The organism is Gilliamella sp. Pra-s52 (assembly GCF_009795805.1).
Classification (GTDB): Bacteria; Pseudomonadota; Gammaproteobacteria; order Enterobacterales; family Orbaceae; genus Gilliamella.
In genome coordinates this window covers 65,705-83,481 of the sequence record NZ_WTEY01000008.1, presented here as the reverse complement: position 1 = coordinate 83,481, position 17,777 = coordinate 65,705, and the positions used below count along the sequence as shown (strand labels likewise).

10 protein-coding genes are annotated in these 17,777 nt (G+C 37.9%); 5 read left to right on the top strand and 5 right to left on the bottom strand.

Going from position 1 to position 17,777, the window contains the following annotated elements; genetic code table 11:
• Window positions 1–20: 20 nt before the first annotated feature.
• Window positions 21–1,625 (bottom strand): NAD+ synthase, encoded by a 1,605-nt coding sequence (locus GQ594_RS07390; protein ID WP_202112512.1) that lies wholly within the window; start codon window positions 1,623–1,625, stop codon window positions 21–23.
• Between the two features lie 120 nt (window positions 1,626–1,745).
• Here GQ594_RS07390 and aroB point away from each other — a divergent pair, with 120 nt between their 5' ends.
• Together aroB and GQ594_RS07380 are read left to right on the top strand one after the other, a co-directional pair.
• Window positions 1,746–2,825, top strand: a complete 1,080-nt coding sequence (gene aroB, locus GQ594_RS07385; RefSeq protein ID WP_160411951.1) for a 3-dehydroquinate synthase — start codon at window positions 1,746–1,748, stop codon at window positions 2,823–2,825.
• Window positions 2,826–3,137: 312 nt separating this feature from the next.
• A complete protein-coding gene (locus GQ594_RS07380; RefSeq protein ID WP_160411952.1) occupies window positions 3,138–4,223 on the top strand; it encodes a 3-deoxy-7-phosphoheptulonate synthase in 1,086 nt (361 codons plus the stop codon).
• A gap of 54 nt (window positions 4,224–4,277) precedes the next feature.
• On the opposite strand, the gene purL is transcribed toward GQ594_RS07380, so the two are convergent.
• Complete coding sequence (purL, locus tag GQ594_RS07375; protein WP_160411953.1) at window positions 4,278–8,180, bottom strand: phosphoribosylformylglycinamidine synthase; 3,903 nt, start codon at window positions 8,178–8,180, stop codon at window positions 4,278–4,280.
• A gap of 358 nt (window positions 8,181–8,538) precedes the next feature.
• On the opposite strand from purL, the gene GQ594_RS07370 reads away from it, so the two are divergent.
• The 3 genes from GQ594_RS07370 to GQ594_RS07360 all read left to right on the top strand — a co-directional run bounded on the left by GQ594_RS07370 (window position 8,539) and on the right by GQ594_RS07360 (window position 13,622).
• Complete coding sequence (locus GQ594_RS07370; RefSeq protein WP_160411954.1) at window positions 8,539–11,595, top strand: DUF2339 domain-containing protein; 3,057 nt, start codon at window positions 8,539–8,541, stop codon at window positions 11,593–11,595.
• 78 nt (window positions 11,596–11,673) lie between these two features.
• Entirely contained in the window at window positions 11,674–13,074 is a 1,401-nt protein-coding gene (locus GQ594_RS07365) for a DUF3999 family protein (RefSeq protein ID WP_160411955.1), read from the top strand.
• A 29-nt stretch (window positions 13,075–13,103) separates the two neighbouring features.
• Complete coding sequence (locus GQ594_RS07360) at window positions 13,104–13,622, top strand: endonuclease V (RefSeq protein WP_202112513.1); 519 nt, start codon at window positions 13,104–13,106, stop codon at window positions 13,620–13,622.
• Between the two features lie 89 nt (window positions 13,623–13,711).
• Here the strand turns inward: GQ594_RS07360 and glnS are convergent, their stop codons facing one another.
• The 3 genes from glnS to GQ594_RS07345 all read right to left on the bottom strand — a co-directional run bounded on the left by glnS (window position 13,712) and on the right by GQ594_RS07345 (window position 17,728).
• Window positions 13,712–15,388: a glutamine--tRNA ligase gene (gene glnS, locus GQ594_RS07355; RefSeq protein WP_160411957.1), complete on the bottom strand. Its 1,677-nt coding sequence runs from the start codon at window positions 15,386–15,388 to the stop codon at window positions 13,712–13,714.
• A gap of 271 nt (window positions 15,389–15,659) precedes the next feature.
• Window positions 15,660–17,003 (bottom strand): ATP-binding protein, encoded by a 1,344-nt coding sequence (locus GQ594_RS07350; protein WP_160400776.1) that lies wholly within the window; start codon window positions 17,001–17,003, stop codon window positions 15,660–15,662.
• Window positions 17,000–17,728, bottom strand: a complete 729-nt coding sequence (locus tag GQ594_RS07345) for a winged helix-turn-helix domain-containing protein (protein ID WP_160400777.1) — start codon at window positions 17,726–17,728, stop codon at window positions 17,000–17,002. Before GQ594_RS07345 ends, GQ594_RS07350 begins: the two co-directional genes overlap by 4 nt.
• Between the last annotated feature and the right edge of the window lie 49 nt (window positions 17,729–17,777).

Below are 17,777 nucleotides of genomic sequence, written 5' to 3'. Positions count from 1 at the left end.
TAGTTTCCTTTAATTCAAGATTACCAATTTTTAAATCCAAAAGCTGAAGTAATAGGATATCGTCGACCTTTACCAAAATTACGAGCTGTAATTTTAGGACCAATTGCAGATTGACGACGTTTATACTCATTGATATCAACCAACTTAATAACCCGCCTTATTGTCACTTCATCATAACCTTGTGCAACAAGTTGTTCAATGGAAAGATCAAGTTCAACATACCCTTTCAAAATTCCATCTAAAACATCATATGGCGGTAAACTGTCTTCATCTTTCTGATCGGGTGCTAGCTCTGCTGAAGGTGGCCGAGTGATTACCCGTTCAGGAATCACATAAGAACGCGTATTTCGATATTTTGATAATGCAAATACCATAGTTTTAGGCACATCTTTAAGCACATCAAAACCACCCGCCATATCGCCATAAAGCGTTGCATAACCGACTGACATTTCGCTTTTATTCCCTGTTGTCAGTACCAGTCTTCGACGTTTGTTGGAGAGTGCCATTAAAATCACACCTCGACAGCGTGCTTGCAAGTTTTCCTCTGTGGTATCTTTTGCAGAGCCTAAAAACAGCGGAGTTAACGATGACATAAACGCATCAAACATCGACTCAATAGAAACAATATCAAATTCGACCCCTAATATTTCTGCTTCTTCCTTAGCGTCAGCAATACTTATATCAGCAGTATAACGAAACGGCATCATCACAGCTTGCACTTTATCTTTACCTAAAGCATCGACAGCAATTGCTAGTGTTAGAGCAGAATCAATTCCGCCTGAAAGACCTAAAACAGCACCTTCAAAGCCATTTTTAGTAATATAATCTCGCGTTGCTAGCACTAACGCATCATAGACTGAAGCTAAAATAGCTTCTTCTAATTTTGGTTTTGGGGTTATTACATTATGAGCTTTTGTAAAATCTAAAATAGCTATATCTTCTTGAAATGCTTGAAGTTGACAAATAACCTCACCTTGTTTATTACAAGCAAAAGAACATCCATCAAAAACCAACTCATCTTGCCCCCCAATTTGGTTGACATAAACAATGGGTAAACTTGTGCGTTTAGCATGGTATTTAACCAAATCATATCGTTGTTGCTGTTTTTCATAATCATAAGGCGAAGCATTAATTGCAACTACAAAATCAGCTTGAGCACGTTTAATATCATCAATTGGCTGGTTTTGCCAAAGATCTTCACAAATTAACAAGCCAATCTTTTGACCTTTAAAGTTCACAACACACGTTTGGTTACCTGCAGTAAAATAACGCTTCTCATCAAAGACATCATAATTAGGTAGTAACTGTTTATGATAGCAAGCTAGCAATTTCCCATCACAAAAAAACGACAGTGCATTATAAAGTAGCTCATCTTGCCAATGTGGATGTCCAACAATAACCGCACAATGCTTACTGGCTTGCTCAATTAAAGCTAAAGCCTTTTGACAACGATCTTTAAAATCAGTGCGATAAACTAAATCTTCAGGGGGATAACCACACAAAGCAAGTTCTGAAAAAATAAGAAGATCATCGGATGAGTGATGGCGAGTCAGTTCCATTATCTGCTTAGCGTTACCTTCTATATCGCCCAAGCGCCAATTTTTCTGTACTAAAACAATAGACATATAAAATTCAATATCACAAATCAAAATTGTTGATAAGTTTAAATGATTCTAAGTTGCACTGCCACTGTTTTATCGCTAACATGCAACAATAAATCAGCTTAGACTTGTCTGGAAATTAATATGCAAAAAATATTAAATGTGGCGTTAGCAAAACGTAGTTATCCGATCGCAATTGGTGAAAATCTCATTACTGAATTCGAACATTTTAAACTTCAAACAGGTCAACGCGTACTCATCGCAACAAATGAAACGATCGCCCCACTTTATTTGCAGACAGTGATTAATATGCTTGAAAAGCAAGGTGTAAAGACGGATTCTGTCGTTGTTCCCGATGGTGAACAGTATAAAACTATGGAAACATGGAACACCATTCTTACGGCTCTACTTGCTAATAACCATACTCGTAGCTCAATTCTTATTGCTCTTGGTGGAGGCGTCATCGGGGATATTGCTGGATTTGCTGCCTCCGCTTACCAACGTGGAATTAAATTTATTCAAGTACCAACCACGCTACTTTCCCAAGTTGACTCATCGGTTGGCGGTAAAACAGCAATTAATCATCCGCTTGGTAAAAATATGATTGGAGCCTTTTACCAACCTCAAGCGGTGGTTATTGACCTCAACTGCTTAAAAACCTTACCACAAAGAGAACTGTCAGCAGGACTTGCCGAAGTCATAAAATATGGCATTATTTTAGATACTGAATTCTTCAATTGGTTAGAACAGCATATTGAAGATTTACTCAACCTAGACAGTAATGCGCTTAGTTACTGTATTTATCGCTGTTGCGAACTAAAAGCAAAAGTGGTTGCTGCCGACGAAACAGAACAAAACATGCGTGCGATTTTAAATCTTGGTCACACTTATGGTCATGCCATAGAAGCAGAGTTAGGCTATGGAAACTGGCTACATGGCGAAGCTGTCAGTGTGGGAATGTTAATGGCTGCTCAAACTGCCAAATTACTCGGTAAACTAACACAAGCAGATCTTGATCGAATCAAAAACTTGCTAATACGTGCTAAACTACCTGTTAACAGACCAGAAAAAATGCCGATTGAATCTTACCTTCCACACATGTTACGAGACAAAAAAGTACTATCTGGACAATTACGACTCGTTGTACCCACTAAAATTGGGCATGTTGAGGTGATGGATGGCATTGATAAAAGTATCGTATTAGCGTCTATTGCTAACGTTTAATATTCACCATAATCTCAAGTATACTAGCCATCAATAAACCACTTTATTATCGTTAAGCTAAGGCAACCTAGCTTAAAGATAAGCGCCTCAATATAAAACACGTATGCAATCAAAACACATAAACTTCCACATCATTAAAATGTAAATTTAAATTTACAACAAACAACTAAATAACAACAAACCTAATGAAAGCTGATTAATAATTGAAAATTTGATTTACTATCATGTAATTTTGTGTTTACATTATACACGTTTATGTAATTAATATTTTACATATAAAATAATAAAATGATTTTAACAAGGAAAGCAAAAATGTTAAAAGATACACTAAATAATATCCGAATTAGAGATGAACACATGCTAGTTACCCCCGAAGAGATAAAAAAACTTTATCCGCTATCTCATGAACTTGAAAACCAAATTGCTTCATCAAGACAAACCATTGTCGATATTTTAGAACGCCGAGATCACCGTTTACTAATTGTTTGTGGTCCTTGCTCTATTCACGATCCTATTGCGGCGATTGAATATGCCCATAAATTAAAAAAACTATCAGATGAAGTCAAAGACCACCTATTTATTGTTATGCGCGTTTACTTCGAAAAACCACGCACAACTGTCGGCTGGAAAGGCATGATTAACGACCCTCACATGGATAGTTCATTTGACATTGAACACGGACTTAAAAAAGCACGTAAATTATTACTCGACATCACCAAAATTGGATTACCAATTGCAACAGAAGCATTAGATCCAAACACGCCACAATATATTGGTGATTTAATCAGTTGGGCAGCCATTGGCGCAAGAACCACTGAATCGCAAACACATAGAGAAATGGCATCAGGTCTATCAATGCCAGTCGGCTTTAAAAATGGCACCGATGGCTGTTTAGATGTTGCTATTAACGCCATGAAATCAGCATCAATGGCGCATCGCTTTGTGGGCATCAACCAACAAGGACAAGTAACCGTTTTACAAACTTTAGGCAACCCACACGGACATGTTATTTTGCGTGGTGGAAAAACACCTAACTATGATGCACAAAGCGTATCATTATGTGAAGAGCAAATGCAAAAAGCAGGATTATTACCTAACTTAATGATTGACTGTAGCCACGCAAACTCCAATAAAGATTACCGTAATCAACCAATTGTTGCCGACTCAATTATTAAGCAAATCGAAAAAGGTAATAATTCGATTATTGGAGTGATGATTGAAAGTAACTTATTTGAAGGCAATCAATCGTCTGAACAACCACAAGAAAACTTCAAATATGGCGTATCAGTAACGGATGCTTGTATCAATTGGGAAACAACCGAACAACTACTACAAAAAATGAATAGCCAATTAGCAAACCCACTTACTCAAAGAAAACCGCAATCAGCTAAAGCTTAAACAGCCTCAACGCTGATGACAAAATCGCCGACAAAACGTCGGCGATTTTTTTATTTAACCTAACTGCTTACGAGCATTACGGAACATTCTCATCCACGGACTATCTTCGCCCCAATTATCTGGGTGCCATGAATTACTTACCGTTCTAAATACACGCTCAGGGTGAGGCATCATAATAGTTGCTCGCCCATCTTGAGATGTCACTGCTGTAATGCCGTTTGGTGAACCATTTGGATTAGCAGGATATTGTTGAGTTACTTTACCAAAATGGTCAATATAACGAACAGCAACTAATCCCGAGGTTTCTAAATTGCTCAAATGCGCATCATCAGCAACTTCAACACGTCCTTCTCCATGTGAAACCGCAATTGGCATATAAGACCCCACCATATCAGTAAACAGCAAAGATGGACTTGGTTGGATTTGCACTAAACTAAAACGAGCCTCAAAGCGTTCTGACAAATTACGAACAAACCGTGGCCACAAATCGGCCCCCGGAATCAGATCCTTCAAGTTTGACATCATTTGACAACCGTTACAAACGCCTAACGATAAAGTATCTTGACGATGAAAGAATCGTTCAAATTCATCACGAACTTGTTCATTAAATAAAATCGATTTTGCCCAACCTTCTCCCGCACCTAACACATCACCATAAGAAAAACCACCACAAGCAACAAGCGTACTAAATGGATCAAGTGTAACTCGCCCAGAAAGCAGATCTGTCATATGCACATCAATGGCTTGAAAACCTGCTCTATCAAATGCAGCAGCCATCTCGACATGCGAGTTAACACCTTGCTCACGCAAAATGGCCACTTTAGGTTTTGTACCTTTGGCAATATAAGGGGCGGCAATATCCACACTAGGATCAAAGGTTAAATGTACATTTAAACCAGGATCATCGTCATTTTGTTTTGCTTGATGTTCTTGATCAGCACATTCTGGATTATCTCGCAAACGCTGCATCTGCCATGTTGTTTGCGCCCACCATGTTCTTAAGGTTAAGCGTGATTCGCTATAAACAATCGCTGATTGGTTACGCACAATAAATTGCTGACCAGTTTTAGCACTACCAAGCACATGAATTGTATGAGATAAACCAAACTGCTTAAAGCATGCCATCACATCATCTAAACGATTATTAGCTACTTGAATAACTGCGCCTAATTCTTCATTAAATAACGAAGCAATCACATCATGGCCTAACGAGGCAATATCTACATCAACACCACAATGCCCAGCAAAAGCCATTTCAGCTAATGTCACAAACAGCCCACCATCAGAACGATCATGATAAGCAAGCAACGCATTTTGGCTTACTAAAGCCTGAATCGCATTATAAAAAGCAGCTAACTCCTTAGGATCATGGACATCTGCGGTTTTTTGCCCTAAATGACGATACACTTGCGCAAGTGCGGTTGCGCCTAACGCTTGGTGACCTTTAGATAAATCAACCAGTAACAACGTATTATCCTGATCAGTACGCAATTGAGGTGTTACGGTTTTACGCACGTCTTCAACACGCGCAAATGCCGAAATCACCAGCGACAATGGCGAAGTCATGGTCTTTTGCTCACCCTCTTGTTGCCAAGTGGTTTTCATCGACATTGAATCTTTACCAACTGGAATGGCTAGCCCTAAAGCTGGGCATAACTCTTCACCAATTGCCTTAACGGCTTGGTAAAGACCCGCATCCTCACCAGGGTGACCTGCTGCAGCCATCCAGTTAGCCGAAAGCTTAATGCGTTTGATATCACCGATATTGGTTGCGGCAATATTAGTAATGGCTTCACCAACTGCAAGCCTTGCTGATGCGGCAAAGTTAAGTAGTGCAACGGGTGCTCGCTCGCCGATTGACATGGCTTCGCCATAATAGCTATCTAAACTTGCTGTAGTCACCGCACAATCAGCCACTGGCACTTGCCATGGACCGACCATTTGATCGCGCGATACCATCCCCGTTACAGAGCGATCGCCAATGGTAATTAAAAAAGTCTTTTCCGCAACGGTTGGCAAATGTAAAACTCGCTTAACTGCATCATATAAATTAATATCAGAGGTTGAAAAACTATCACCGTGCGCTTGGTGAGTTTTAACATCTCGTTGCATTTTAGGCGTTTTACCAAGTAGCACATCTAATGGCAGATCGATGGGATTATTATTAAAATGCTCATCATGCAAGGTAACCGCTTTATTGGCAATTGCCTCACCAATCACCGCATAAGGTGCACGCTCACGTTGACAAAGCGCATCAAATAGCGCCAATTTATCAGAGTGAATAGCAAGCACATAACGCTCTTGTGATTCGTTACACCAAATTTCTAGTGGTGACATCCCTGGTTCATCGTTGAGTATCTTTCGCAACTCAAATTGCCCACCACAGCCACCATCGCTAACAAGCTCAGGCATCGCATTAGACAAACCACCTGCACCAACATCATGAATAAACAAAATAGGATTATCTTCACCAAGTTGCCAACAACGATCGATAACTTCCTGACAACGGCGCTCCATTTCAGGGTTATCACGCTGAACAGAAGCAAAATCCAAATCGGCATCAGACTGCCCCGATGCCATGGACGAAGCCGCCCCACCACCTAAACCAATATTCATCGCAGGGCCACCTAACACAATCAGCTTAGAGCCAGCAGGGAACTCACCTTTTTGAATATGTTCACGACGAATATTCCCCATACCACCAGCTAGCATAATTGGCTTATGATAACCACGCAGCTCCTCGCCATTATGGCTATTAACCTTTTCTTCATAAGTACGGAAATACCCCAACAAAGCTGGACGACCAAATTCATTATTAAACGCTGCCCCACCTAAAGGACCATCCATCATAATATCAAACGCACTAACAATACGTTCTGGCTTACCAAAATCTTGCTCCCAAGGTTGTTCAAAATGAGGGATCCGCAAATTAGAAACCGAAAACCCAACTAAACCAGCTTTCGGTTTAGCGCCACGCCCTGTTGCGCCCTCGTCACGAATTTCACCACCACTCCCTGTGGCGGCTCCCGGCCAAGGCGATATTGCTGTTGGGTGATTATGTGTTTCAACTTTCATTAAAATATCAGCATATTCTTGATGATAGCTGTAGGTTTTATCTTCGCTATCGGCAAAAAAGCGCCCAACGATTGAACCATCCATCACCGCGGCATTATCCTTATAAGCAGACGAAACATAATCAGGCGTATGCTCAAAGGTATTTTTAATCATCTTAAATAACGATTTAGGTTGCTTTTTACCGTCAATAATCCAATCGGCATTAAAAATCTTGTGGCGACAATGCTCAGAGTTTGCTTGTGCAAACATATAAAGCTCAACATCGGTTGGGTTACGTTTTAGCTTTTGAAAATTTTCAACCAAATAATCGATCTCATCAGGCGCCAATGCCAAACCTAATTTTAGGTTAGCGTCTTGTAATGCCTTGCGCCCTTCGCCTAATAAATTAATGGTTGTCACAGGCGCAGGAGAATCAATATGAAACAACAGTTCAACTTGCTCAAGATTGCTAAAAACCGTTTCCATCATGCGATCATGAATTAAGGATAAAAAATCATTTTTTTGTGAATCGGTTAATGCTGAACTCACTTGCACATAATAAGCAATTCCCCGCTCAATACGGCGGACCTGTGACAAGCCGCAATTGTGTGCAATATCGGTTGCTTTCGACGACCAAGGCGAAATTGTTCCCGCCCTTGGTGTCACTAAAAAGAGTTGCTTGCTAGCTGTTTGATCGACATTGATTTGTGCACTTTTTGGACCGTATTGTAATAATTTATCTAGCGTTAACGTTTGTTCAGCCGTCAATTCGCCTGCCAAATCAACAAAATGCAGGTATTGGGCTTCAATATTGATAACAGGGATGGATTTTTCACAACAAGTAGATAAGATTTTACTAATACGAAATGAAGATAACGCAGAGCAGCCAGCTAAAATTTTCATAAAAATTACTCTTTTTAAGCCAAAAATAGGGAAAAAATAGAACAATATTATAAAAGAAAGCGCGCTGTGTGGCTATATGAAATGCAGTTAATCGAGTGATAGAGAGGGGGAGAAGCTTGGTTTTTGTTAAAAACACAAACAAAAACTTTAATAAAATCAATAATCTTCCTGAGTGATTTTTGTTTTTTTTTGGGGACGGCATAGATTGGGCGTGAGGATAAAAAATATTGATTTATTGAATAATTACTGGTTTACTGCATAGAAAGATAAAAATAATAACTTATTATTTATTGATATTAACCATAAGAATAATAAAAATAATTAACGATTGTTCATGAGAATGTAAGGGTAAATTAGCATGGAGTTTCTTTTTTATTTACTCATTATTGTTATGCTAATAGTAGTGTTTGTTAATTTTTCTAGCTTAGGAAATCAAATTTCTGCTTTGAGGCATCAGTTAACAGAGTTACAAAAAAGTGTTTTATCGCTTTCAGAGCATCTTTATCAGCAAAAAAGTAGTTCGTCAGGTTCTGATACGGTTCAAGAAACTACCGACCAAACTTTGGATGAGTTAACCATACAGAGCAAACAACATGATAGTGATACTGAAAATACCAATCAACAATTTGACTATCAAACCCATGCTGTCACTCAAGAATCCGAAGATGCTGATCTATTAATAACCGAACCTCCACCCCAAATTCCTTGTGCTGCTAATAATTACAATTTAAACGCCGATTGTTTGCAACTCAATGACCAAAATAAGCCGGTCTTATTCACTCAATCCGACCAATTTGCTCACAATCCACTTGACGATAAAAACGTTGATTTCGATACGTTAACGCAGGCACATACGTCATATGAAGAAGTCGCAACAGAACAAGAAGCACAAACTTGTGCCAGTGAATCGGTATCCGATGAGGGTACCGAGCCTGAAATAACAAGCTCAGCAGAATTAGTATCACCAACATTAGATCCATTTGATTCTGCATATAAAAAAGTGACTACTACAAGCACTGGTCCTAATTTGTGGGCACTTGCGTTTAATTGGTTTGTTAAAGGCAATGTTCTTGCCAAAATTGCCATTGCAATACTATTTTTAGGGTTAACGTATCTGTTTAAATATAGCGTTGAACATGATGTACTTTCACCTGAGTTGAGGGTATTAGGTGCGTTAGTCTTGGGCGTTGCTTTATTGGCAGTGGGTTGGAAATTAAAAGATAAGCGCAAAATTTATGCCTTAATTTTGCAAGGTGGTGGATTTGCAACTTTGTACCTAACCATTTTTGCCGCTTATAGGTTGTATGAGCTAGTACCTATGTTACTGGCTTTTGCTATTTTATTCGTGATTTGCTCAACAAGTGTTGTATTTGCCGTTGCACAAAGGGCAATGAGTTTGGCTATTATTGCTTGTGTTGGTGGCTATTTAACCCCCATTTTATTATCTAATGACTCGGGTAACCATGTTGCGTTATTTAGTTATTATTTAATGGTTTCTAGTGCTATTTTGGTGATCAGTATTTCACAATCTTGGCGAGTTCTGAATCTATTAGGATTTTTATTTACCTTTGTTGTATCGCTATTATGGGGAATGAGTGATTTCCTACCTGAGTTTTATATTGAATGCCAAATATTCATCGTCGCTAATATGCTAATTTATGGGATTTTGGCGGTGTTATTGTCAATTCGCAGTAATAATAAAGAACCTTATCAAAATGTGATTGATCGCATTTTGCTATTTGGAACGCCATTATCAGGATTTGGATTGCAATATGCGATCACTCAGCAATGGGAATTTGGTCCTGCGTTTTCTTCATTAGGTTTTGGTTTATTTTATCTGATTGGTTCTTATATTATTTTACGCTTGTGGACAACAACAGCTAAAAAAATTGCGCTTTTGGGACTGGCTATTGGTATAGCATTTAGTACGTTATCCATTCCGCTTGCCTTTAGTGCTAATTTGACTGCGACACTTTGGTTATTTGAGGGAACAGCATTAAGTTGGATTATGCTTTCTCAAAAATATTATCGCGTAGCATTACTTGGTGTAGCCATTACTGTATTGGGGATGATTTCTACCTGTATATCTTTAGAATATGATCACTTAACCACAGCATCATTTATATCACTTTTAGGTATCACCAGTATTATTTTATTTATCAATGCATGTTTATGGCACTGTTATGACCGCAATGATGATATTGATAAACTGACTAAAACATTATTTATGGTCATCGCTTCTATTGCTTGGATACTGTGGATTTCAGTATGTATTCCACTCATGCTTGATGAAAATACACCAAATGTAGCTCCAATTTTATTGGGCTTTACGGTATCGACTTGGTTATGGTACGCCGTTGGTCAAAAAATAAAGTGGAATATAATCCGTTATGCAGTGTTAGCACTATGGTTAGTGATACCTTTGTCATTGCTTAGAGCACATACTGGATATTACTATTTATCAAGCTTCGGCGTTTGGAACTTAGTTTGGGTACTTGCGTTTGTTAGTTGCTATTATTATTTGCATGTTGCCTACAACCTTATCAAAAACAATCACATTAAAATAGATGGAAAAACAATCTGTCCGTTATCTATTGTATTGCATATTAGTTTATTCTGGATGATTCTTTGCTGGTTAATTCGTGAAACCGTTCATTGGTTTGATTCATTACCGTGGGGTTACGAAGTCGTAAAATGGAGTATTGCTACAACCATAGCAAGCAGTATTATTTTATTATTCTACTTCTTGATTAAGCGTCAAATAATGACCTCGTTGCCATTAATCAAATCTTATTGGATGACAGGACTAATACCTATTGTGCTTTATATTAGCTATTATTTAATTGTTGGACTTGCTATGAGTGGACAAATTATTTACTGGCAATATATTCCGATTCTCAATCCGTTAGAAGAAAGTGCCATTTTTGCCTTAATCATGTTAACGGTCTGGTTAAAATTTGCCATCAGTTATTCACACATTGGCAACAAAATTATCAATACTTCTTATTTTAATATACCGTTACCAAATATGGTTTTAGTGCTATTAATCACACTAACCTTTTTATGGTCAAATAGCATAGTATTACGCTACTTAAGCCAGACATTTGATATATCTTGGATGGCTTATTCTTTGTGGCACAACAATATTGTTCAAATGACTGCCTCGTTGCTTTGGATGTTAACATCGGTAATATTAATCACTATCGGACATCGTTATTCACTTCGAAAAGTATGGTACAGTGGTGAAATTATTCAAATGATCGTTATTATAAAATTAATCTTTGTCGATATCCGTGAGCTTGATGGATTACTGCGTGCATTTGCCTTTATTGGTGTCGCATTATTAATGTTATTAATCGCCTATTTAGCGCCATTACCTCCAAAACAAGATAATAATAAGCAAATTTTGGCATAATTAGAGAAGATGATTAATTTCAGTTTTCAGTATAGAAATAAAGCCTAAGTGCTATTGAATTTTATGGATAAATGAATTATGAAAAAATTGTTATTAAGTGCTTTAATGCTAATCAGTGGGTTTAGTCAAGCAACAGACAAAACCAACCAATATGCCTATGGTGCAATGATTGAAACTAGCAATGATTCAAGTATGTATAGCCGTATAGATCTAACGAGCGATGTGTATACACAAGCGCTTTCAAGTCGTTTAGATGATATTCGTGTATTTAATCATAAAGGACAACCTGTGCCTTATGCATTAGTTAATGTTTACCAACGAGACGACATCAATCAAATGTTTCAGGTCACTATCTATGATTTAAATAAAAACCAAGAACACCGCCAAGAAAATCAAAGTAAGGAAGGCACTGAACAATATAATATTAATATCAATAATAAAGATGTTCTAATTTACCTAGATTATACCAATAGTCAGGAACAATACTATGCAACTTATTTATTACAAGTTCCTAACGAAATCAAACTAGAAAAAGCAATTAGTCGCTTATCAATCGATTTTGATACCGCTGAAAGTGAAAATTGGCAAGCTACTGCTAAACTACTTTATAGCCAAGATTTAAGCAATTGGCAAACCGCACTAAATAACGTGCCAGTGATGTCTTTGGTTGATAACAATAATGAGCAATCGCTTAAAGTCAATGTAATTGATATCCCATCCAATACCAATTACAAAGCTAAATATTGGATTTTACAATTAAAATCAAAACAACAAATGCTCCCAACTATTAAAAAAGTTGAGTTTATTTCTAGAAAGGCGCCCCCAAAAATTGCGCTTTACCCAATTAATTTTGAACTTGCATCTTCTGATCAGCAAGAGGCAATTTATCAGTTACCAACCCCACAGCCAGTTAAAGAATTATCGATATCACTGCAAAACTCACGCACGGTATTGCCAATTAGCCTTTATTATAAAAGCAATGATAAAGATCAAATCTGGCATAAGCTTGACGATTACATTATTCGACGCGTTACAGATATCGATCAAAGCCCAAACATTAAAATAAACGACCCCGATTTACAAATAAAACAGCTTAAAATAAAAGCTAACAACGCTAGCTTTGACCAAGCCCCTCAAGTAGTTGCTTACCGTAATCGTATGAACTTGATTTTTAATAGTGGTAATAATGGACCATTTATTTTGGCTTGGGGTTCGGCTAAAGCAAAATCAGCGGCATTAAATGAAAAAGAACTATTGTCTGATTCGCTGTCGATACAAGATCTTCCTAAAGCTTATATTGGTGAAGATATTAAACTTTCAGGTAAAAAAGCATTAACCCAAAGCGTTAACGATAGCAATACAGCAACGAGTTCATCTTTACCTAAATGGTTAATTTGGATCTGTTTAATTGCTGGTGCGTTATTTTTGACTTTTTTAGGTCTAATGCTCCTGAAAGAAGCCAAAAAGTCAGCATCATAAATCACACTGTAAAAAAGAAGTTATTTAAAATGATACTGGCAATTGATGTTTATTACATTGATAACCGCGCCAAATCCGTTGGTGTGTTATTTCGTGATTGGACAAGCATAAAATCGGAAATTGATTCGGTTATTACCGATTATCAAGATCATGTTGCGCCCTATCAATCAGGTCAGTTTTATCAACGTGAATTACCTTGCATTATGTCACTGCTTGATAAAATTGATTTAAGTAACATTACCTGCATTGTGATTGATGGTTATGTGTATTTGGATGAAGGTAAGATAGGGCTAGGGGGGCATTTGTATCATGCATTAAATAAAACCATCCCTGTTATTGGTGTTGCTAAAAAGCCGTTTTCAGGTAATAGCGAGTATTTGATCGAAGTGCTACGTGGTCAAAGTAAGCACCCACTATATGTTACCTCGATAGGCATACCGCTAATAAATGCTGCCAATAGTGTGCAATCAATGGCAGGCAAACACCGAATGCCTGATTTGCTGAGCTATTTAGATCAACAAACAAAATTGTTTAAACACGAACAATAACGGATTAGATTGAATTTGGCTAGGATGAATTAAATTACTGTAATGCGGACATTCGCCGACCCAATAAGTCGGCGAATGGTTGAGTTAAATTATGCTTCGTTCCAGCTATCTCTTAAACCAACGGTTCGGTTAAACACTAGCTTATCGTCGGTTGCATATTTGCTATCTAAACAGAAGTAGCCTTCACGTTCAAATTGATAAGCCATTCCAACCTCGGCATTTTGTAAGCTTGCTTCAACAAAGCCTTGTTTAATGATTAAAGATGTTGGATTGATGGTTGCTAAGAAGTCCTCGGCAGCACCTGGATTTGGTGTGTTAAATAGACGATCATATAAGCGAATTTCAGCAGATTTTGCAAACTTAGCCGAAACCCAATGAATTACGCCTTTTACTTTACGTCCATCTTCTGGGTTTTTATTTAATGTAGCCGGATCGTAGCTACAATAGATTGTTTGGATATTGCCTTCGGCGTCTTTTTCAACACGATCAGCACGAATTACATAGGCATTACGCAAACGCACTTCTTTACCAAGTACTAGGCGCTTGTAGTTTTTGTTGGCTTCTTCTCTAAAATCGGCTCGGTCGATATAGATTTCACGGGTGAAGGTCGCTTCACGCGTGCCTAATTCAGGACGATTTGGGTGGTTTGGCATGCTAAGTATTTCATCAATATTATCTGAAAAGTTTTCAATCACGACCTTAACAGGATCGAGCACCGCCATTGCACGTGGTGCATTTTCGTTCAGGTCTTCACGAATGCAAAACTCAAGCGTGCTCATTTCAACGGTGTTTTCTTGCTTGGTAACACCAATTCGGCGACAAAATTCCCGAATCGAAGCTGGTGTGTAGCCACGGCGACGCAGTCCCGAGATGGTTGGCATGCGTGGATCGTCCCAACCATCGACAATTTTTTCTGATACTAATAGGTTTAATTTACGTTTAGAGGTAATGGCATACTCTAAATTTAATCTTGAAAATTCATACTGGTGTGGACGTGCTTCGATAGTGATATTATCTAATACCCAATCATATAAACGACGGTTGTCTTGGAATTCAAGCGTACAGAGTGAATGTGTGATGTTTTCGATCGCATCAGAAATGCAATGTGTAAAGTCATACATTGGGTAAATGCACCATTTGTTACCTGTTTGGTGGTGCTCAGCAAACTTAATACGGTATATCACAGGATCACGCATCACGATAAATGGTGAAGCCATGTCAATTTTAGCTCTTAGGCAGGCTTTTCCTTCAGCAAATTTACCTGCTTTCATTTGCTCAAACAGTGCTAAGTTTTCGTCAATAGGACGATCACGATAAGGGCTGTTTTTACCAGGTTGAGTTAATGTGCCCCGATATTCGCGAATTTCATCAGTAGATAACTCGTCAACATAGGCAAGTCCTTTTTTGATAAGCTCAATGGCATATTCATATAATCGGTCAAAATAATCAGACGAATAGCAAATGTCGCCATCCCATTCAAATCCTAACCAATGAACATCTTGTTTGATCGATTCAACATATTCAACATCTTCTTTAGCTGGATTGGTATCATCAAAACGTAAATTACATTTGCCCTGATAGTCTTGTGCAATGCCAAAATTTAAACAGATTGATTTAGCATGGCCAATATGTAAATAACCGTTTGGCTCAGGCGGAAAACGGGTATGCGTTGTTTTATATTTGCCAGCAGCAAGATCCGCATCAATAATTTGACGGATAAAGTTAGTTGGACGAGTTTCAGTCTCTGTCGGTAGTGAACCGCTCATAAAAAAACCTCTGATGATATATTTATTAATAACAAATTAAGAATATTTGCTTGCCATTACTTTTTGTGTTGGTGGATGAATATAACAAATTTTTGTTATTTCTGAAACGGAAAACAGGTTATTTGTATCGACAAAATTGGCTTTTGTTTAAACAATGCCGTTTTTTAATAAAATAACCAATGTGTTAACTAAAAAAACACAAATAAAAACTTCAATAAAATCAATACCTTTACTGACAACTTTTTGACACATTAACCTATCAATCCAGTCGCTATTCATCACCTGATTTTAATGAAACCACAAATCTTGCGCCACCTAATGGACTTGTAACAACAAACGCTTTGCCATCATGAAATTCAGCCATTAATTTTACATAAGCTAAACCTAGTCCGTATCCGCCTGTTGAGCGGGTGCGACTGGTATCGAGTCTAGCAAAAGGCATGAAGATCTTTTCTCGTGCTTCAAAGGGGATGCCCGTACCATCATCATCAATTTCAATAATGACGCGATTTTCTTGTTTACTAATGTTTAATACGGCTTTATGCGTGGCATATTTAAAGGCATTGAGCAATAGATTTTTGACGATCGTTTCGGCTAAATTGGTGTCAATGTTTGCTTGAATATTTTGGCTATTGCAAGTAAGTTCAAAGTCTTTGGGTTTAAATAATATTAACGATTGACAGATCCTTTCTCCCCACTGTTTTAGCGATACACGCGTTAAGTTGAGTTCAATATTACTTTGTTGCATTTTAAAGTAATTTAGACTGGCATTGATTAATGTTTCAAGTTCGTTAATATCATCACCCATGCCTTTTTGTAGCAATAATCGTTCTTGTTCGTCGTGAGATTCTTCAAGCATGCTTAGTTCAAATCGCATTCGAGCCAGTGGTGTACGCAGTTCATGAGCCATTGCGTGGGATATGGTTTGATTGGTGCTGACTAAGTGTTCAATGTGCATCCCCATGTTGTTGAGTACGTTGGCAAGTGGCTTAAATAACCAGCCTTTTACGTTTACTGTCCGTGCTTTTAAATTACCTTGCCCTAGCTGTTCAGCTGTCTGTCTGATATTGACTAAATCTTTCCAAACAGCACTAAAAGCCATATAAATTAAAATAAAAAAGATAATCGCGCTGAATAAAGCCCAGATAATTAAAAACACAGATAATGACATTGTATTGGATTTTAAAATATCTCGCATCACCATTGGACCTAATTGCAACAAATGACCGTCTTTTAGACCAATATAGATGACCTCTTCATCACTATCATATGAAAATCCTAATTTTTCTAATTCTTTGTTCACCGTGTTGGGTAGTGGCGTGTTAGTCGGTAGAATGGTGATAGGATAGCCAAAATAGGGCTGTAATTCGTCAACAACATCTTGTAGAGGACGATCTTTGTTTTCATCAATGCGCATGCGAATCAAGTTAACCGTGCCCCGTTGCGATTCACGAAAAACAATATGATCATCGGGCATATCAGTTAATGATGAAGGTAGCGAATCAAATACCAGTAATGCACCATAGGCAATAATACATTGCAATGATAGTAAAATAACGAGGTAAAAGACAATTCGGCGATTAAAAAATAGCGGCTTAGCAAGTAATTGTCTCAATGGTTTTCCCCTTCTCGCATAAATAAATAGCCTTTGCCTCGAACGGTTTTGATACGTGATGGATTATCGGGATCATCAAGTAATTTACGTCGAAGTCTTGAAACTCGCGCATCAATTGAACGATCACTACCATCAAAATCAATACCGCGAACTTGTGAAAAAATATCATCTCGAGACAAAATGTTCCCTGCGTTAATGGCTAATAGCCAAAGCAGATCAAATTCAGCGGTGGTTAAATCAATCTCGTGTTCTTGCAATAGGACTTTGCGATTTTCGCCATCGATGGCTAATTGGTCAAAGATTAGTGTTTTATTATTCTGAGGTATGACAAGTTCTTTAGTGTTATCTTTGTCGGTTTCTATTTGTTTTCGTCGTAATAGTGCTCGAATTCGGGCAAGCAGTAGTCTTGGTTCAACAGGCTTTGCCAAGTAGTCATCTGCCCCTAATTCAAGCCCTACAATTTCATCAATATTATCTTCGCTAGCAGTCATAATTAGGATATAGTTAGTAAACCATGCACGAATATCTCGGCAGATATCAAAACCCGATTTTTCAGGTAGCATGACATCTAATATGACTAAATCAGGATTTAGTTGTTGGATCTTTTCTTCAGCGCCAGCACCACTATTATGCCACTCAACAAGATAGCCTTGTCGAATAAGATAAACTTGAATTAAGTTGGCTAACCGTTGATCATCCTCGATGATTAATATACGTTCACTCATTATCTGTTTTTAGTTACCACCGCTTGTTCTGAAGATACGCCATTATACA